Origin of the sequence: Fontibacillus forbon (assembly GCF_046559655.1) — a bacterium.
Taxonomy (GTDB): Bacteria; Bacillota; Bacilli; order Paenibacillales; family Paenibacillaceae; genus Fontibacillus.
The window spans coordinates 205,495-224,077 of record NZ_JBKGFV010000003.1 but is presented as its reverse complement, the minus strand read 5'-3'; the positions used below and the strand labels follow the sequence as shown (position 1 = coordinate 224,077).

At 49.4% G+C, this 18,583-nt stretch carries 19 protein-coding genes and 2 pseudogenes; 5 read left to right on the top strand and 16 right to left on the bottom strand.

The features are described from left to right. Nucleotides 1-65: 65 nt before the first annotated feature. Nucleotides 66-1,406, bottom strand: coding sequence for an aminotransferase-like domain-containing protein (locus tag ACLB09_RS13145; protein ID WP_410770288.1), 1,341 nt, complete (start codon nucleotides 1,404-1,406; stop codon nucleotides 66-68). 190 nt (nucleotides 1,407-1,596) lie between these two features. On the opposite strand from ACLB09_RS13145, the gene ACLB09_RS13140 reads away from it, so the two are divergent. Next, a complete protein-coding gene (locus ACLB09_RS13140) occupies nucleotides 1,597-2,520 on the top strand; it encodes a DMT family transporter (protein ID WP_410770287.1) in 924 nt (307 codons plus the stop codon). 294 nt (nucleotides 2,521-2,814) lie between these two features. Here ACLB09_RS13140 and ACLB09_RS13135 read toward each other — a convergent pair whose 3' ends face one another. The 3 genes from ACLB09_RS13135 to ACLB09_RS13125 form a co-directional block, all read right to left on the bottom strand. Further along, on the bottom strand, nucleotides 2,815-3,531 hold the full coding sequence (locus ACLB09_RS13135) for an ABC transporter permease (protein WP_410770286.1): 717 nt from the start codon (nucleotides 3,529-3,531) through the stop codon (nucleotides 2,815-2,817). Further along, nucleotides 3,528-4,373 carry an ABC transporter ATP-binding protein gene (locus tag ACLB09_RS13130; protein ID WP_410770285.1) on the bottom strand — a complete coding sequence of 282 codons (846 nt, stop codon included), beginning with the start codon at nucleotides 4,371-4,373 and terminating at the stop codon, nucleotides 3,528-3,530. Before ACLB09_RS13130 ends, ACLB09_RS13135 begins: the two co-directional genes overlap by 4 nt. Before the next feature lie 139 nt (nucleotides 4,374-4,512). After that, nucleotides 4,513-5,556: a LytTR family transcriptional regulator DNA-binding domain-containing protein gene (locus ACLB09_RS13125; RefSeq protein ID WP_410770284.1), complete on the bottom strand. Its 1,044-nt coding sequence runs from the start codon at nucleotides 5,554-5,556 to the stop codon at nucleotides 4,513-4,515. Between the two features lie 194 nt (nucleotides 5,557-5,750). Between ACLB09_RS13125 and ACLB09_RS13120 the strand changes: the two genes are divergently transcribed. Beyond that, the gene (locus ACLB09_RS13120) at nucleotides 5,751-6,608 is read left to right on the top strand and encodes a hypothetical protein (RefSeq protein WP_410770283.1); all 858 of its coding nucleotides are present in this window, start codon (nucleotides 5,751-5,753) and stop codon (nucleotides 6,606-6,608) included. An 87-nt stretch (nucleotides 6,609-6,695) separates the two neighbouring features. Here ACLB09_RS13120 and ACLB09_RS13115 read toward each other — a convergent pair whose 3' ends face one another. Both ACLB09_RS13115 and ACLB09_RS13110 read right to left on the bottom strand, forming a co-directional pair. Then, the gene (locus tag ACLB09_RS13115; RefSeq protein ID WP_410770282.1) at nucleotides 6,696-7,247 is read right to left on the bottom strand and encodes a GNAT family N-acetyltransferase; all 552 of its coding nucleotides are present in this window, start codon (nucleotides 7,245-7,247) and stop codon (nucleotides 6,696-6,698) included. A gap of 22 nt (nucleotides 7,248-7,269) precedes the next feature. Further along, a complete protein-coding gene (locus ACLB09_RS13110) occupies nucleotides 7,270-8,145 on the bottom strand; it encodes a MerR family transcriptional regulator (protein WP_410770281.1) in 876 nt (291 codons plus the stop codon). Between the two features lie 185 nt (nucleotides 8,146-8,330). Between ACLB09_RS13110 and ACLB09_RS13105 the strand changes: the two genes are divergently transcribed. Continuing rightward, nucleotides 8,331-9,326, top strand: coding sequence for a phosphotransferase (locus tag ACLB09_RS13105; protein ID WP_410770280.1), 996 nt, complete (start codon nucleotides 8,331-8,333; stop codon nucleotides 9,324-9,326). On the opposite strand, the gene ACLB09_RS13100 is transcribed toward ACLB09_RS13105, so the two are convergent. The 7 genes from ACLB09_RS13100 to ACLB09_RS13070 all read right to left on the bottom strand — a co-directional run bounded on the left by ACLB09_RS13100 (nucleotide 9,323) and on the right by ACLB09_RS13070 (nucleotide 15,186). After that, the gene (locus ACLB09_RS13100; RefSeq protein WP_410770279.1) at nucleotides 9,323-10,144 is read right to left on the bottom strand and encodes a TIGR02452 family protein; all 822 of its coding nucleotides are present in this window, start codon (nucleotides 10,142-10,144) and stop codon (nucleotides 9,323-9,325) included. The two genes, ACLB09_RS13105 and ACLB09_RS13100, sit on opposite strands and share 4 nt — an antisense overlap. Nucleotides 10,145-10,184: 40 nt before the next feature. Then, nucleotides 10,185-10,736: an NADAR family protein gene (locus ACLB09_RS13095; protein WP_410770278.1), complete on the bottom strand. Its 552-nt coding sequence runs from the start codon at nucleotides 10,734-10,736 to the stop codon at nucleotides 10,185-10,187. Nucleotides 10,737-10,738: 2 nt separating this feature from the next. Then, nucleotides 10,739-11,626: an NUDIX hydrolase gene (locus ACLB09_RS13090; RefSeq protein ID WP_410770277.1), complete on the bottom strand. Its 888-nt coding sequence runs from the start codon at nucleotides 11,624-11,626 to the stop codon at nucleotides 10,739-10,741. Nucleotides 11,627-11,803: 177 nt separating this feature from the next. Further along, nucleotides 11,804-12,823 carry an AAA family ATPase gene (locus ACLB09_RS13085; RefSeq protein WP_410770276.1) on the bottom strand — a complete coding sequence of 340 codons (1,020 nt, stop codon included), beginning with the start codon at nucleotides 12,821-12,823 and terminating at the stop codon, nucleotides 11,804-11,806. Beyond that, nucleotides 12,820-13,497: a nicotinamide riboside transporter PnuC gene (pnuC, locus tag ACLB09_RS13080; RefSeq protein ID WP_410770275.1), complete on the bottom strand. Its 678-nt coding sequence runs from the start codon at nucleotides 13,495-13,497 to the stop codon at nucleotides 12,820-12,822. Before pnuC ends, ACLB09_RS13085 begins: the two co-directional genes overlap by 4 nt. A 202-nt stretch (nucleotides 13,498-13,699) precedes the next feature. Continuing rightward, a complete protein-coding gene (locus ACLB09_RS13075) occupies nucleotides 13,700-14,359 on the bottom strand; it encodes a deoxynucleoside kinase (protein ID WP_410770274.1) in 660 nt (219 codons plus the stop codon). A gap of 80 nt (nucleotides 14,360-14,439) precedes the next feature. Next, on the bottom strand, nucleotides 14,440-15,186 hold the full coding sequence (locus tag ACLB09_RS13070) for a spermidine synthase (protein ID WP_410770273.1): 747 nt from the start codon (nucleotides 15,184-15,186) through the stop codon (nucleotides 14,440-14,442). A gap of 134 nt (nucleotides 15,187-15,320) precedes the next feature. Between ACLB09_RS13070 and ACLB09_RS13065 the strand changes: the two genes are divergently transcribed. Then, on the top strand, nucleotides 15,321-16,265 hold the full coding sequence (locus tag ACLB09_RS13065) for a copper amine oxidase N-terminal domain-containing protein (protein WP_410770272.1): 945 nt from the start codon (nucleotides 15,321-15,323) through the stop codon (nucleotides 16,263-16,265). A gap of 60 nt (nucleotides 16,266-16,325) precedes the next feature. Here ACLB09_RS13065 and hprK read toward each other — a convergent pair whose 3' ends face one another. The 3 genes and pseudogenes from hprK to ACLB09_RS13050 all read right to left on the bottom strand — a co-directional run. Next, a complete protein-coding gene (gene hprK, locus ACLB09_RS13060) occupies nucleotides 16,326-17,240 on the bottom strand; it encodes an HPr(Ser) kinase/phosphatase (protein ID WP_410770271.1) in 915 nt (304 codons plus the stop codon). Between the two features lie 197 nt (nucleotides 17,241-17,437). Then, the gene (locus ACLB09_RS13055; protein WP_410770270.1) at nucleotides 17,438-18,211 is read right to left on the bottom strand and encodes an SDR family NAD(P)-dependent oxidoreductase; all 774 of its coding nucleotides are present in this window, start codon (nucleotides 18,209-18,211) and stop codon (nucleotides 17,438-17,440) included. A 67-nt stretch (nucleotides 18,212-18,278) separates the two neighbouring features. Beyond that, a pseudogene (locus ACLB09_RS13050) lies at nucleotides 18,279-18,368 on the bottom strand (SDR family oxidoreductase); the annotation flags it as partial. Here ACLB09_RS13050 and ACLB09_RS13045 point away from each other — a divergent pair. After that, a pseudogene (locus ACLB09_RS13045) lies at nucleotides 18,362-18,577 on the top strand (TetR-like C-terminal domain-containing protein); the annotation flags it as partial. The pseudogenes ACLB09_RS13050 and ACLB09_RS13045 overlap by 7 nt on opposite strands. Nucleotides 18,578-18,583 lie beyond the last annotated feature (6 nt).

The window sequence follows — 18,583 nt, the reverse complement described above, 5'->3', positions numbered from 1 at the left end:
TAGGGATACATATATTGGTAATTAACAACCTTCTGATTGAATCGTATAAGAGACATGTTTGTGAATCATCGGATTTCCCGTCTTACTTCATCAATGATGACCTTAACCCCTTCAGCGATTCGCCCAGGTTGTGTCTGGGAAACGCTGATTCGCAGAAACTTCTCCCGCTCCAGATAACTCGATAAATAGAACCCTTTTCCGGGGACGGCGCTTATATTCCTCTCGGCAAGACGCTTTAAAAGACGTTCTATATTAACGGTCGACTTCAGCTTGAAATGCGTATAAATGCCTGAACTGATGTCGGGCACTTCCAACAACCCCGGTTCATTGTACAGTTCCACCGACTCTTTCAAAGCCTGCATTCGCGAAGCGTACAAATTGCTTATCCTGTGCTTGTGCCGCTCGTACATGCCATTCCTGATATACACTTCGAGCGCCGCTTGGGACAAAAGCGAAGTGTCGGGATATATTTTGTAAGCGTGGAACGTCTTTAGCAACCGTTCCGGCAAAACAATGGCGCCCAACCTTAGGCCCGGAAAGATGATTTTGGAGAAACTCTTCAAATAAATGACGTGCGAACCCCCATCGTAAGCGTAAATAGGATCGAATTTCCGCTCTTCGACCAAGTCTGCCATGTAATCGTCCTCCAGGACGTATACGTCGTATTTACCGGCCAACCTGGCTATAGCTCTCTTCTCTTCCACGCTATAGCTGGTACCAAGCGGATTATGGTATCTTGACATCGTGTAGAAAAATTTGATTTCTCCGCTTCTAAACCTCTGCTCCAATTCCCGCAGGTCAATGCCTGCCGCTGTACGAGCGATGCCGTAAACCGGTATGTTCTCCGTCTCCAGATATCGTAAATATCGATCGTAACTCGGCTGTTCAACCAAAACCGCCGATTTACCGTTTGGAAACGGCATTTTCGCTAAAATTTCTAACGCCTGCTGCGCTCCTGAGGTAACGATAATCCGCTCCGCCTTGGAAAACACTTGATCATTCGCCAAATGGGAAACAAGCGTGTGGCGTAAGGACTCCAGTCCTTGCGGATCGCCATAGGTAAACAAGTCGTACTTGTAGATATCAATCGCTTTATTTAAACAATGTTGAAAATCCAAATACGGAAATGCGTCCAAATCCGGCAACACCGTAGCGAAGTTGATCATTCCGCTATCCCTGTTGTCGCGCCAATCTCCCGGCTTCACAACCACGTAAAAGCCGCTTTGCGGGACCGAATAAATGACGTGGCGCTTCTCCAATTCCGCATATGCCCGCGTGACTGTACTGATGCTGCAATCGTAGGCTTCCGCAGCCATGCGAACGGAAGGCAGCTTTTGACCCGGAAGGTATCGTCCCTCCCGAATCTTATTCTCCATATCGGAAAGAATCAAAATGTACTTTTTCACGTTGTTCCCCTTGTCCGTATTCAAGATCTCTGGATTATTTCTGCTTAATTATACTACTCCCCGACCACTGTATCGATACAGTTCAGGCAAAATGACGTTGTTCGGTTCGCCATTTTGTCATATCTTCAAATCAACGATCGGATGTTCGCGAACACGCTACCGTTTATTGGAGAGGATGATGTGACCAACCATGCATTCTAAAAAAAATACGCTTCCTTATTTCTTCGCCGTGATTAACGCGGTAATTATCGGATTGTCATTTTTGTTTGCGAAAATAGCGCTCGACTACGCCGGTCCACTCGACACCCTGGCGTTCCGTTTTGCCTCTTCGTTTTTGGTCATTTCCGTCCCGGTGGCGTTGGGATGGGTCAAGCTTGATTACCGCGGCAAGCCGCTGTATAAAGTGTTGCTCCTGGCAACCATGTATCCGCTGGGGTTCTTCTCGCTTCAAGCGTTCGGGCTGCAACATGCCACCTCAGCGGAGGGAGGCATTTTGTACGCGTTCACCCCGGTCGTAACCATGATCGTCGCCTCTTTATTTTTAAAAGAAAAGACCACCATCTTACAGAAGCTGTCGATCTTTCTGTCGGTGTTCGGCGTTGTGTTCATCTTCGTTATGAAAGGCAGCCGGATTGATTTGTCGAACCTGATGGGGATCTCGTTGTTATTATTGACATGCGTCGCTTTTGCCGGATATACCGTTATGGCCCGCTCGCTTTCGAAGCAGTTCAGCCCGGCTGAAATCACTTATCTGATGATGGGTATCGGATTCATCGTTTTTCTGGCCATTTCGTTTATCAATCATGCGGCCGCCGGGACGTTCCACCGCTTGTTGACACCGCTCTCCGGCGGTACTTTTATCGTATCCATACTTTTCTTGGGCGTGGTATCCTCGCTGGTCACCGCGCTGTTGTCGAACTACATCCTGTCTAAAATGGAAGCTGCGAAAATGAGCGTATTTTCCAATCTTTCTACCCTCGTCTCCATGGCGGCTGGAGCGATATTTCTTGGAGAAGAAGTTACGGTATATCATTTAATCGGCTCGGTAATGATTATTTCAGGGGTTATTGGAACAAATCGTCCGGCTCGAAAAAAGCAGCATGGAGATGGTTGAATGCACACCGGGCAGGAGCATGAAAACCATTAAAAATAAGCGCCCAACGGGCGCTTATTATGTTTCTCAACTCCAATCTATCGAGTTCATCGCTTCCGCTAAGCCACGAAGCAGCTCCTCAAAAGCATGATTTGATTTATTGCGCTCCGCTATTTGAAGATCCCCAGGATCCCATCAGGCAACCACAGCTTTTTCACGATCAACACCGCGATAAGCAGGACGACTCCAAAAACAAGGTTCTTTAGAAATTTGTTATTCACGCATAGCCCTCCTATTTTGTATAGACTCGCCTCCCTACTTATCAAAACGTTGTTTGCCGTAAATCAGGAAGCACAGCGCTCCCGACATAAGCGTCCATATAATCAGATTGAACAGACTCCCCTGAATCTGCTTAAGCCCTCCATCTTGAAGAAGATCCGTAACAGCCACCACGAATTGGTGCGACGGCAGCCAATTGATGATATTCATCAGAGCAGGTACATCCAGATCGGGAACAAAAATGGGTCCGAAAATAAAAAACAGCAAAATAGGAAGACCTACAATGGAGGATTCCGAGGCGGTCCGGGCGATGAGCCCGATCACCGTTCCGAGAGCCATAAAAATAAGAAGCAGCAAGACCGACAGGATCGTTAAATAAGCTATATTTACATCAGGGACACCCGATATTACGATACATACCGCTATCACGATCATTGCAAACAGGGTGGTCGTCGCGCTTTTCCCGGCAAGGACCTCCAGTCTGGAAGCCGGCGACAGCATGAGCGCACGCAGCGTATTCTTCTCCTTCTCTTCGGCAATCATGGTCGCCTGAACGAAAGCCCCCGTAATGGATATGGCTACAAGTATAGGAATGGCCAGAAACGTAAGGTCCCCCGGATCCATTTCCTTTTGGTTAAACAGCACGGCAATCAGAATCGGCATCCCCGCATTCAGTAAAATGTGCGGATTGCGGATCGCGTCCTTCCACTCTTTTGTCACCATGGCCCTAAAACGGCGCATCGAGAACGTCATTCCAGTCCCCTCCCCGTCAGCTTCACGAAAATATCGCCAAGCGTAGGCTCGTTGGAATGAATGGCCAGCAAATTTCCGCTTCTTATTAAATCCCGCACCTCGTCCGCCCCCGCTTCATTCTGATCCACCACCCGTTTTCCCCGCCGCGTAGTAACCGTAATGGTCCGGTCGCCATGCCGCAAACGCAAGGCCTGCGGAGTATCCAGGGCAGAGATTTCCCCATTATTCAGAAAAGCTACGCGATCGCAAAGCTCCTCAGCCTCCTGCATATTATGCGTTGTCAAAAAGATCGTGGTTCCCCGGCTGTTCATCTCGCGGAGCGCCTCCCGGATACGGCCGCCGTTCACCGGATCCAGAGCGGACGTCGGCTCATCGAGAAAAAGAATATCCGGTTCATGCAGAATCGTCCGGGCCAGCGTAATCCGCTGCTTCATCCCTTTGGAAAGCTTTCCGACCAGCGTATGCTTGTCATCGATCAGGTTGACCGTTTCAAGAACGGCTTCTATTCTTCGCTCCGGCACGCCGTACAATCGGCAGAACAGCGCGAGGTTATCGTGCACGCTAAGCCGCTCGTACATTCCGCTGTTATCCGTAAGCACTCCGATTCTGCCCAGAAACCCGGGGTGCCGGTTGCGGCTCGGATCACCCCCGAGGACCTTTACCTTACCTGAAGTATGAATCAGCTGCGAGGTCAGAATTTTCACCGTCGTCGTTTTCCCCGACCCGCTTGGACCAAGAAATCCGAATATTTCGCCTTGATGAACTTGAAAGCTGATCTTCTTCAAAGCTTGTTTCTTTTTGTACAGCTTTTCGAGGTTCTCGACCTCAATGATGGATTGCAATGACTTCACCTTCCCTTGAATGAGTAGCCGGTTAGCTCTATTCCAGATTAAACATTCATCGCCGAATAGCAGCATATTCACCGCGGAAGGAGTCATTTGCAGGCTGAAAGCAGCCGTTTCAGGGATAAACGGAGCGGACTTACAGAGCGACGATCGTCTTGAGTTCCTCGAATTTCCCCTTGGACAACGGGATCCTGGAATTTTGACCGTCGCTCAGAACCAGACTATAGCTGTTGCGGCTCCACACGATCAACTCGGCGATTTGATCGAGATTGACGATATAGGAACGGTGACAGCGGTAGAACCGGAACGGCTTCAACTTGTCCTCCAATTCCACCAGCGTCCAAGCGCAGGCGAAGCGGCCTTCTTTCGTAAACAAGGTCGTGACGCCTTCGTTGCTTTCTATGTAATTGATATTCTGCGGATCAATGAACACGTATTTGTCCTCCGTTTTCACCATAAGCCTGGACAACCCTGCCTTAGACTCCGGCAGTTCTATGCCAGCCTCCGTAGGCACTTCTTCACTACCGCCGAACTCGGACTCGAGCAATTCGGCCGGTTCCTGTAATGCTATCGGCTCAAACCTGATGCCGTTCAGCCGGTAAATGACATTCGAAATCGACAGCGCTTGCTCGAGCGCCGAGCATGTGATCAACACGGCCTTATCTCTGCGGATTAGCCCGGATATCATCCTTCTTGCAATCATGCAGCTCTCAAGGTCCAGATTCTGCTCGGGTTCTTCCCAAATAACGAGCTCCGGATCATGGAGGGTGCTTCTCGCAAAGCCAAGCAGCCGCTTTTCGGAATAGCTGAGTCTGGAAATCCGTTCATGGGCTTTTCCCTCCAATCCGATTCCGCTTAACAGTTCCTCTATCGCAGGCCCAACCTCATAAATCTCAGCCCAAAACAACAAATAATCTCTCACCTTCAGGCGTTCATATATGCCCTCGCCCAAAGCGCAAAAACCAACCCGCTTGGCGGTTTCAGGGTTGGATAGCGACAGCAACTCGCCTCTATAGGTAACCCCGTAACCGGAGGTTGTTCCTTCCCCCAGCAGCGACCGGATAAACGAACGTCCAATATTATGGTTGCACTGCACAACTGCGCATTGACCGGAGGCAAGTACAATTACGTCCGTGCTGCCTTCCTCGTACAAATCGCCAAGTGCCTGTATTCTCTCCATGTATGACATGCCTCCGAATTCCTATTATTGGATGTAACGGCAACTCTATTTTAGCAATAAATAGAAGCTATTGAATACTTTAAGCAGTTCTGTTGCTTGTTCACCCTTAAATATTAAAGATATGGAATAATATTCCGATACATTGGATAGAAGAAGCAATCCGAATCACTAAAAATAGAAAGGTGCAGGATCCCATGAAAATTAACGGTTCGACGCAATACGGTTTAAATTTATATGAATATTCGAAACAACGTGCCGATAAACCGACCTTGGTCGAGGGCAATATTCAGGGGCTGTCCCATGACGTAGATACCTTGGAAATCAGCCCCGCAGCCAGACAGTTAGCGGCATCGGATATCGTGGATCATCCGTTAAAATATTTTGGAACCGTTCAAATCAATGATTCTCTGAATCGCGTGCTCCAAGATCAATCTTCCGGGGTAAGAGATGCCGTATACGGTATCATTCAGTCCAATTTCATCAACGACGTAACCGGCGAGGAGGCAAGAAAAGCATTATTGGAACTGGGGCTCACTCAAGCGGAGTATATAGCGAAAAACTACATGAAAGAGGACGAAGCGGCGGAGTTTATGGATACGATGACTCTGATCGGGGCCATTTCCAAAACGAGAACCGTTGATCCTGAAACGAATGAAGTTCATTACGTAACCCCACCGCAAAGACCGCTTGGTGCACCCGAAGACTACATAGATTTAACCGATATGATGCGGAAGTTCGAACCGGAAACGTTGAACAAGCTACAGGAAGCGATTGCGAACGGAAAAGAAGATTGGAATCCTATCCTCCAGTCTTTCGCCAAGAAAGTGTCGACTCGTCAGGATTGGGTGAAGGAGTACAGAGAGGGATCGGCCAAAGTGATTGAGGAGATGAAGCAAAGCATCGGCGATAGCAGATTCGGCAATGCTTCTACGGCCGGCTTGAATGATTTTGCCAAAGAAATCATGGACATCATAGCTAATGAAGGACTTGAAAATACGGGGTTCCTGGAAGACAGCTTGGGGGCTTTTCTTCAAAGATTGGAAGCGAAGTAGTCATAAAAAGAAACCTAGTCGTGGTTGAAGTTAACCCGGCCAGGTTTTTCCAATTATCGGCGATATCATGTATTTCAAACGTTGTTGCTATTGGGCCACTATCTCATATACACTTACATACCGCTCGGCATGAACAAAACGGAACCCCGCTTTTTCGAGCACTCGGCGAGAAGGCCAATTTGCGTGTTCTGCTTTACCTATGATCTTGGGCTCCGAACCAAGTTTACTTAATTCAGCTAACCCCCATTCGACTGCCGCCTTGGTTGCTTCAGTTCCGTACCCTCTACCTTGATAGGCTTCTCCGATATGATATCCTATTTCAATATCTTTAAGCTCATCATCAGGCCCGTGAAATTTCGTAAGACCAACAAAGCCTATCAGATCGCCGGTTTCTTTCAGTGAAATAGCCAGACCGCAGCCAAATCTATTCTCAAGTAAATCAACCTTTTTTGACCATGTTGCTATGTTATTTTCAATTTCTTTAGCCCAAAATGCAGTAGTTAGACAATCCGGTTCTTGAAAATAAAACCATCTTCTACGAGAATTCTCATTACACATCTCTACATAGGTTTGCAAATCTTCTATCTGGAAAGGTCGGTAAAACAGCCGCTCGCTCTTAAAATATTCATTTCTGAGCAAAACTAAACTCCCCCTTCATACCCTATCCGTGTTTTACCAATTGCCAAAGCTCCATTTCGGGATTTACCGGCACTTCCATGCGGTCCTCAATATAGACCTCCGCCGCCAGCATATCGGCCATAGTATAACCGGATTCTGTCATCCATTTATACAAATGATCATATGCACCTTCCAGTGCGATGTCAGTGAGCGCCTCCCTGTCCTGTGCTTGGAAAGTGACACGCGCGTAAAGTCCGGCGGGTAGAGTGAAGCTGCGCATGCCTTCGGGTACTCCGTCCAGGGCTGTAACTTGTACACCCATCATGTAAGTCCCCATGCTCATGTCCTTTTCGCATTCGCACACAAGTCCAAAACCTGCGGCGGGCATCGCACGCTTCGGAATCGATTCGGGCTCGTCATTGCCATAGAATGTGCCGATCAAATGGTTGATCAAAGTTTGCTTCTCCTCGTGCTTGCCGTAAGGCACGCGTGTGGCTCTCCCAACGACATGGATGGGCTCGTTTAGCTCGAAGGTATCCACCTTGTATTCCGTTGTGACCGCCATAGATTTGAAAAGATCCTTCCCTTCGCAGATTCGTCCTTGAAGAGTAAGAAGTTCATGCTCGATGGCTTGCAGGAGGCGTCCCTCCGATTGAATTACCGCCAGTTGCGCTTGTACCGGGCCTACCCACGACTCGGGTTCACTCCGTAGTAAAGTACGGATTTCCTCAAGGGAGAAGCGAAGTCTGCGAAGATACTTGATTCGCTGCATGCGTTCGCGCTGGTCGTCTTCATAAATGGCGTATCCGTTGACGGGATCCATGCCGGCCGGTTCTAGAATACCAATGTCCTTGTAGTACCTTAACGTTTTTTTAGATACTTGATGAAGGCCCGCAAACTGTCCGATCGTGTAACCCATGTTCTCACCTCTGGCTAAATGATAATGCGTTACCTAAGGGCGCAGTCAAGGTGTTTATTTAAGTTGAGGAAATCGCCGAATCGTTCCGGTTCATCTTATTATAGTTATTTTTGTCATTTGTAATTTATTGGAATATCGCTATATTGGTTATATGCCGAGGAGAACTTAAAGGAGTGTTAATCCATATGCATGAAGCTGTCATTCAATTAGTCTCATCGAACTACAATATCGGTGACATATGCACCGTATCAAGAGTCGCTAGCGGAATAGGTTCCATTAGCTATTACATCCGATCAAGTACAGGGGAGTTTATTCTTAAAGATCATGAGCTTAACGGAATGAACCATCCTGAGAACGAAGCACGGATATTGGATACGCTTAGGGATGCGAATATTCCTGTTTCAGAAATATGTCCGACCAAGCAAGGAAGCTATGTGTTGGAGGACGATAGCAAGATGTACCATTTGCAAAAGTATGTTGAAGGGACCGTATATAGCCGAAATGCCGCTCCACAGTGGTTGCTCGATAATTCAGCCAAAATGCTGGGACAAATACATGCTGCAATGAAGATGCTTGTACCCTTACCAACAGGCATGAGCCAGGGTTTCTTTGATTATATGACTCCTGAGAGAGCGGCTAGCGGTTATGAAGGAACCCTGGAACTGGCTCTAAGTAAAGGGGACAACGAGGTTGTTGAGGCCATTCAAGCTAAGCTAAGAATGCTTAAAGCATTTACCGGCTTTTCATTCCATGTCAGCAAGATGACCTGCATCAACACGCATGGCGATTATAAGATTCAACAAATTATTTGCGGCGAAAATAAAATCAATGCCGTGATTGACTTTACATCAGCGTGTGTACATCCAATCTGCTGGGAAGTCATAAGAGCCTATCTCTCAGCTGATCCTGCTTGTGCCGATGGAAAACTGAATATAGATCATTTCAAAAGGTTTATCTCCAGCTTTCTGGAGAACGGCAATCTAAATGCGTATGACCTTAAGATTATGCCTTATGTGTATTACTATCAAAATCTTGTATCTGATTACTTCAAGCAATACTATACCTCGGATCATCAAAATAAAGAGAGCTTGCTGGAGGATGCGCTACTATCTATGAAGCAGTGTTTATGGTTTGAAGAAAATATATCCAAGCTGGAAGACCAATTAATTGCCGGGTTCTAAACCAGCTCTTCAAAAGCCTTAATGCACTTGCCGTCTTTCGAAGCATCCAATACCGCATACCGGATTTCCGAGAACAGCGATCCGAAGCCTTCCTCCTCCAAAAGCTCCCGCCACCACCTGGCCACCTTCACCGGATCGTTCCGGAATACGCCGCAGCCGTAGGCTCCCAGGATAAGATTCTTGTCGCCTTTGTGGGCGAAAATCGCCAGGGCCAGGCGCATCCGGTCTTTCATGACGCGTTCCGCCTCAAGCGGATCCTCTCCCTTTAGCAGAACTTGCCCATAGTTCACGGCAGGCAGCGTCAATACCGAAGCGGTCGCCGGCTGTTCCAGAAGTCCAAACCGCGGGTCGCGAAAAAATACCACGTCCGGCGAATAGATCGCATGATCGGTGTACATCATCGATTTGCAGGCCCGATTCGCTTGATAGTAGCCATCATTGCGCAGCTGCGTTTCATAAAGCCCGCTCGAGGCCGCCAGGCTTTCTTCCTGGGCCATCGCCCCGTTCAAAAATCCGCCTCCGGGATTTTTGGCGCTGGCAAAGTTCAAGACGCCGACTTGTTCTTTCCCCGCCTCCGCAAAATCCAAAATCGCCTTTACCGTAGCCTCGTTGGCGACGGAATAGGCGGCAGCTTGCGACAGCCGGTGCAGCCCGGCGCTTTCCCGTACCAGCGCCGCCCCCTGTTCGGGAGTGAACAGCTCGCTGTGCTCCTCCGAGTGCTTCTGCAAGTCGGCAAAGTCTACCCTATGTCCCTCGACTTCATAGAAGCCCTGCCGCTGGATCGCCAAAGTTTCCCCTGCAATTTCTTTTCGGTTCATTTCTTTCCCTTCTTTCATCTATAAGTTATCCTGCTAAAAATTAACTCCGCAGCAACTCGTCCCGCGCTTCGGTCAGCGCGAAGCCCAGCAGGTTTCTGCCCCGCCATTTCACGGGATTCTCCGCGTCCGGATTGGACTGGCCCATGCCGATCCCCCAAATGCGGTCCCGCGGGCTGGCTTCGACGAGGATGCGGTTTTTCGTCGACATGAGATATTCGCCAAGCTTCGGATTCTGCGAAAACTTGGCCAAGCTGGCCCTTTTGACAATGCCGTAGCATTCCTTGTCCCAAATCTCTTTATCGAAGTTACGGACCGCACGTCCGTAGGCCTTCATCTCCTTGGGGTGCTTGGCTTTAAGGATCGATTCCAGCATTTCTTCATCGCCGAACAGCCTTGCCTTCTCGGCCATCATAAACTGCTCGGCACAGGAATACTCCGTCCCCTCTACCGTGAACGGGCACATCCACCACTGGCTGAAGCAGCTTTTATCGACGCTCCCGTCTTTCGGAGGTGTATGGCCCCAAAAGAAAACATACTTGAACGTCTTTCCCGCGTTATATGCTTTTCTTAACTCATCGAGATTGTAAATCATCGTTAATCCTCCAAATTTCTCCGATACAAGCGGGAAGGCCGGTGCCCCGCATTTTCGGTGTAATGATCGGTCTCCGCCACGAGATCGGCCACTTTGCGCCGGAAGGCCGCCTTCAGCAGCTCTTTGTCGAGAATAACCTCGTAAACCTGCTGCAATTCTGTCAAGGTAAAGAGTTTCGGCATCAAGTGCAGCGCAATGTCGGTATAATTCACTTTTCCCCGCAGTCGCTCGATAGCACACGCTATGATTTTCGCATGATCAAAGGCCAATCCGTCATTCGATACGATTGCATAATCCGTGCCGGTCGATGTGGACCTCGCGGTCACCGTCCTCGCCACGACAGCCGTCAGCTCTTCTCCTTCGCTGCTTAGCTTAAGCTCGTATTCCAGCGTTTTGACGTAGCCGTCCTCGACCAGTTCCTTCCGTTCCCGCAACAGCCGGTAGGATAACTTGAACCAGGCCGCTTCGGTCGCGTCGTCTCCCGCCTTAAGCTCCAACTTGTCGCTGTTGATCAGAGCCATATAGCTGCAGCTCATCACCCAGGTCCGGGGGTCCCGGCCTATATCGCTAAACGTATACAACTGCTCCAAATAAACGTCATCCACGCCGGTTTCCTCACGCAGTTCCCTTGCTGCGGCCTGTTCCGTCGTCTCGCTCGGACGGACGAAGCCGCCAGGCAGCGCCCATTTGCCCAGGAAGGGATGCCCTCCCCGGCGAATGAGCAGGATGCGCAGTTCTTTTTCCGGCAGTTTGCGATAACTGTCCGCCTCCTCATCCGTCACGGTGAAGATGACCATGTCGGCCGCCACCGAAGGCCGCTCGTAATCTCCTGCCCGGTAGCGCTCCAAAAATTCACCTTCTGTTAATCCGTCGCGATCCAGCAAATCCAACGGCTTCGCCTCCTTATTTCTTGATTCTATAAGCTCTAGCGGCCAGTACGTAAAATGTTCCTGCGATCGCTGTTGTTCCCGGATATCATGATTATATAAAATCTAATGAGGTAGAAACCCGATCACAAAGGCGAACACTACCATTTCTTCGGAATCATTTTACTCCCTGTCCGCATCTTATTCTAGGCCACTCAGCAGCTCACCAAAGTAATTCGTATAGGGCTCAAACTTCGCCAGCACCTCGTCTACCTTGCTCATGCGTTCCTCCAGACTGCCCCGCAGCGTAATGTAGGGAATTCGCCGTTCCTTCAAGTCCGCGATGATTTGCTTATGAAAAATATGCCGCTTCTGGTCTCCGCTGCGATCCCACGTATCGTCGTAAGGAATATCGTCGTCGCACAGGAAGAACAGATCGTACCGCTGCGCGTTCTCCAGGGCGATCCGGGTTAAGAGCTCGGGCGCCCGGCCGTGGTAATCCAGGGCAAACATATACGTCGTAATCGCATTGGTATCGACGAACAGAACCCGGTTCGCCTCCAGCAAAGCCTGCTCTTCGCGCTCAAGATGACCCACCGCGATTTCATCGAACGCTTCCAGACCGATTCTGCGGTCCACCTGATGCTCGGTCCAATAATCGCGCCCGTATTCGCTCGCAAAGGTCGTGCGATACCGCCGCGCCAGCGCTTCGGTAAGGGTCGACTTGCCCGTTGACATCGCTCCCACGAATACCACCTTCGTGATCAAATCCCGGTATACGAGTTCACTTACGAACTCCCTGTACTTATAAGGATCGGAACGGACCATCGTCGCCGAAATCGGAACCTGTTCGCGGGCTTCATCGACCCGCCGGTCTACCGCGCCCAAAGCCAGACTCATATGTTCGCCGTAAAACTCACTGGAGTAAAAATGTGTTACTTGCTCGCCATTCAGCAAACCCAATATATACTGTTCTTCCCGAATCTCATGCTCCCTGTCGTCCGAATACCCGTCCGGGCCGTCCCAAGCTTCGATCACCCGGACAGCCGGGTAAAGTTTGCGAATCCAGTTTGCCCGGATATGGAGCGGAATCGGGGAAACCGTCGTCTCGTAAATAACCACGATCAATTCGTCGACCTCTTGCAGTGCCGTTTCGATCATGAACTGATGCCCTTTATGCAGCGGGGCAAACTTCCCAAGCGTTAATCCCAGCTTCTTCATGCCAGCGCCTCCTTGGCCCCTTTGTTCCAGATATAGTAGCCGTAAATCGCGTTAACCAGATACGCGCTCCACATCACGATCATCAGCAAGCCTTCGCCGCTGCCCTCCAGCATCCGAATCGCCCACAACAGAACCGTGAACAGATTCAACACGATATAGACCAGCCATTGTTCCTTGAATCTTCGGACCATTAAAAAGGTCGCCACGACGGACAGCACCGTCGTAATGGCATCGATATAAGGCGAGTTCTGTCCCGGGATAAACGAAAGCCCGAATCCCAACAGCAGGCAGCCTAATACACAGACCGCGCCGACGAGGAGCAGACCTTTAAGCTTCATCTGGCGCATGGTCAGCTTGCCGTCCTGGCGGTTATTTTTCCACATATAGAAGCCGATGACGTTCATTGGAACAAAGAATAGCAGATTCAGCATAACCTCTCCAAACAAACCGTTAATATAGGCTAAATAAGCGTAACCGACGGTATTGTACATGCCGAAAACATAGCTCATCAGGTTGCCCTTCGCAGCAAGCACCACGCATAGCACCCCGGTGATAAAAACCGTAAACCCGAATAATGAATCCTTGGAGATCACCGTAAACCCGACAGCGATCGAGGTAAACAACACCAACCATGCTATTTCGAACAGGTTCCACCCACCCGCAACCTTCTTCACATTGCATCCCTCCGTTTTCTACACTCATTCATCGAGCGAAAAGCTCAAAGATACTTAGTATTAATTTGTTAATAACACTTTATTACTATCAAAAATAACAGAAGAGCCTGCGAATGGCAAGTAAATTTTTCCTCCATATCGCAGGCTGGGCATTTATTTATATGAAATACCTGGGGAGTTCCGTCCCGCACATCCCATGAAGTTACACCGGATATGCAAGCTTCGTTCGTTGAATCGTATCACCGATTCGGCGAACAATATCATCCAGCGATGCCGGGTCGTTCACGTCGTATTCCTCGATGTTCAGCCGCAGTACCGGGCAAGCGGTAAAACCGTCGATCCACGCGGCATAACGGGCATGCATATGTTCCCAGTACGAGCGTTCCGTTCGGATTTCCATTTCGCGGCCGCGTTCCTGAATGCGGGACAAGATGGCAGGCAGGCTGCCTTCCAAGTAAATCAGCACATCGGGGTGCGGGAAATAAGGCGTCATCACCATCGCTTCGAACAGACTGGTATACGTTTGATAGTCCGTTGCCGACATCGTTCCTTGATCGGCATGCATTTTGGCAAAGATCCCGGTATCTTCGTAAATGGAGCGATCCTGGATAAACCCTCCGCCCGCTGCAAAAATCCCCTTTTGTTCCTTAAAACGTTCGGCCAAAAAATAGATTTGCAAATGAAAGCTCCAGCGCTCAAAATCCGCATAAAACTTCTCCAGATAGGGGTTATGATCCACCTTCTCCAGCGAAGTCTTGAACCCCAGCCGCCTGGCGAGCGAAGTCGTCAACGTCGATTTACCCACCCCGACCGTACCCGCGACGGTAATGAGCGCATTGTCCGGTATTCCGTAGTTATTCATGATAATTTAGCTCCTTTATCTCGTACCCTTCATAAGTGATGAATTATACCGTTCATGCCCGCATATGACAATCGGTATTTTTATTTCCGGTCCCGGATGATGTATCCTTCCTCGGGTGTGAACGCGACGAACCCGGCCATCTCCTTTTCGCGGAACCGGATCGGCTGCATTGCTCCCATGAGGAGGATGTTTCTTTTATCGGCCGCTCCCGTCTGGGGCAATTCGAAGCAGCAGGTATAAGAAAATACGGACCGTAGCGTGGTGTGCACAGCACAAATCAGGTTATCGGATGCCCCGCGGCCGAACATGTTCATAATGAGGCCGCCCCGCTCGTTCAGCTTGTCCTTGCAGAGCGTGAAGAAAGGCCCGGAAAGCAGATGAAGCGGCGTATCCTTTTCCGTAAAAGCATCGAGAACGACGAAATCATAGTCAAGATTCGGCTCCCTTTCCAGCAAACTTCGTCCGTCGCCAATCTCCACGTTAGTCGGGGAGTATCCGAAGTAACGGCGGCTCACCTCCTTGATCCGGTGATCGATCTCCGCCACCTTCACCCGTTTATTCTGAAGCCTGGCCGGAATTGTCCCGATGCCGAGACCGATGACATACACTTCATTGTAGTCCGGAAGATGTGTTTCCATAAGATGAAGAATGGCCCGGGGATATTCGAATACGATACGCGCGGGAGAGTCTACGTCCAAAACCCCTTGAGCGGCTCCGTCCGAAAACGCCAGAACGCGATATTTTCCGGGTTCCCCGTCAAAATGCGACGTTTCGTAAACAACCAGCTTGCCCCCATCCCCGGTCTCATCCTCGTACAACACTGTCATCCGTCTTACTCCCTTTCGTGTTCCGAAAAAAGCAAAATAATTTTTTCATTAGGTAAATTTTGGATCAACTATGAAAGCCATCTATGTTATATTCAAGAAAATAGTCCTATTATATCGAAACCAAAGGAGACATTATGAAGAAAATAGTCTGTTTAACGCTTATAGGGTGCCTGACCATCTTCGCCGGTCTTTTCTCTTACGCTCCCTCTACTTCCGCCGCGGCTCCCGCTTACACTCTCTACATAGACGGCAAAGCTTCATCGGCAAAACTGCCAACCGTCGTGGAAAACGGCACCACGCTCATTCCGATGAAGGCGGTTCTAACCGAACTAAATTATACCACGACCGTCGATAGCAAAAGTAAGTCGATCACGGCAAAAAATTCGGCCGGTTCGTATATCACCGTACAGACAGGCAGCAAGAAAGCCAAAATCAACGGAACTGCAACCCTTCTGGCCGCGCCGGCCAAGGCGATGAACGGAACCACGTACATCCCTCTATCCGCCGTCAAGCCATTAACCGGTAAAGCCGTCGGAGCGGATGCCTCCAAGGCCATCGCCTGGATCGGGGAAAAGCCAACAGCAACCGGTCCTGTTCCGACATGGGGAGCGACCACGGACCAGATGAAGTCGGTTCTTGATGAGAATTCGTTTCTCGATGAAGGAGGAACCGGCGATATTAACCTCCTTTTGTACCAAACATCGCCCGAGGACTTTGAAGAATTATATATCTTTTACAAAAACAAACTGGCTGCATTGGCATTCTTCCCCGACATTTCCGGCCAGAATGAAGCCTATATATTCGGCGTTTACTCCGGCATGTTCCATAGTACACTTCTGGATTACGGCAAACCGGTTGAAGGCTCCTTTGTTATCGACAAGGATATCGATGGGGAAAAATTGGACCAATATCTTACGCTTCTTGCCAACGAAGGCTTCTTATCAAGCGAGTGGAAAGTGGGAGGCACTAAGATCATCATTTTATTAAAACCCACCGACACCGGTTACGCCCTGAGCATGAAATATGTGGATACATCCGTAGAAACCAAAATCGAGGCCGCATTGGATGCAATTGAATAGACCGATCCGTAAGGATAATAAAGAAGGAGCCGGCGCTCTCGCCGGCTCCTTCTTTATTTGTTACTGCATCTCGTTCTCGATCCGCTGCATGAATTCTTCGGCCGCGCTGTACCCGAGCTGCTTGAGATACCAGTTATTGGCGGCCGCCTCGATCAAACCGGCTACGTCCCGTCCAGGCTGAAGCTGGACTTCGATATGCGGGATTTGGACGCCTAAATATTCCGTGAACTGGGGAACTACCTCCAGCTCATTGTTCAACGAATTCTCCTGCCAAGGGGCAAGCTCAATGTCGAGCACGATTCTCGTCTCGTCCTGAAAGGCCCTGCGCCCGTATTGGCGTACGACATTGATCAGGCCGATGCTGCGCAGCGCGAGAAACTCGCGCGTGGTCTCGTTATGCGTACCCAGCAGCGTCGCCGGGCCCAACTTTTTGAGCACTACGATATCATCGGCGACGAATCGGTGACCTCTTCGGATGAGAGTATGGGCCGTCTCGCTTTTGCCGATCCCGGATTTGCCCCTGAGCAGAATGCCGATGCCCGATACGTTTACGCACACCCCATGAATCGAAATTTCCGGAGCCATGGCCTTCACCAGGTATCTGTCCAGCTTAGCGATAAATTCCGTCGTCGTCTCCGTCGTCCGCAGCAGCGGAATGCCCTCCTGATCGCAGAATAGCTTCAGATAAGGAATCTCCTGCTGTCCCGACGTTACAATAAAGCATGGCGGATGATACTTCACGATGTTCCCGATATGCAGCTTGCGTTCCTCCACGCTTAGCGTCAATAAATAGTTAATTTCCTTGCGGCCGAGCACTTGTACCCGCTCCATAGGAAAAAAATCAAAATACCCTACAAACTCCAGCCCCGGTCTGTGCGTCCGCGGACGGGTAATCACGCGATCCATGCGGCTGGTTCCCGCAAGCACTTCCAATTTGAACGTATCCGTAAGGCTTTGAACGGTGATCGACTTCATGTGGTTCTCCTCCTGCGGCTAGGGCGTACCCGGAATACGCCTGATATTCTCTACTTCGTTTTTGGATATAGATATTATACCGTTATTTAAGCCCTCTTTGTAGGAGAGGCATGACTTCGATAAAACCCGTTCATAAAAAAACAACCATCGACGACGGTGAGGTCGACCATGGTTGTCGGATAGATTGACCGGGAAAATTACTGGTTAATTTGACCGCCATCTACCGTATAAATGGATTGCGATACGTAGGACGCGTCATCGGACAGCAGGAAAATAGCGACGTTGGCTACTTCTTCCGCTTCTCCGTATCTTCCCAAAGGAACGGCGGCACCGAACGCTTTTCTTGCTCCTTCGGCATCCTGAGGCACCGTATTCTTTTCGATTTGGCGCATCATGCGAGTATTGATTACCCCAGGCGCTACGGCATTTACTCTAACTCCGAATGGAGCGGCTTCCAACGCAACGACTTTGGTCATGCCGATCACGGCATGCTTGGAGCTGTTATAGCCGACAAATCCAGGCGAACCGATCAAGCCTGCGCCGGAGGCGGTATTCACAATACTGCCGTATCCTTGCTCCTTCATAACGGGCACGACGTATTTCAGCCCAAAGAACGCTCCCTTAACGTTGACATTCAGAACCATTTCAAAGATTTCCGTCGGGAAATCTTCTACGTTTGCGGTAGTTCCTTCGATACCGGCATTGTTGAAGAAACCATCGATTTTACCGAATTTTTCAACGGTTGCATCCACATAACCTTTGACTTCTTCTTCTTTCGCAACATTGGCTTGAAGGGCGATCGCTCTTGAATCATCCAAACCCAATTCCGAGACCGCTTGTTGAACGGCCTCTAAATTCAAATCCACCAATGCAAGTTTTGCACCTTGTTCGGCCAGCTTTTTCGCGGTGGCTTTCCCGATCCCGCCGGCTGCTCCCGTAATTACGATAACTTTTCCGTCAAATTTGCTCATGATTTTAACCTCCCGAAATTTTGAATCATGATGATATAAAATGTCCCGGATACCTTAGATTGATCAATTATTGGGCCGTATATCCGCCGTCCACGGTCAAACTGTTACCCGTCATAAATGAAGAATCGTCGCTGGCCATGAACAGTACGGCTTTTGCCCATTTATGAAGAACAATTTATATTCGAAACGATCAATAACCTTCCCGTCAACATGGATTATTTCAAACGCTATACGGCCTACGGCTTTTACGGACTTATTCTCAGCTGGATCAAGGGGGGATTTAAAGAATCTCAAGAGGAATTTATTCAGGAAGTCATTGAGTTAACGAAAACTCATATGTATTCGTTTAAGTATGTAGGACAATAATTTTCA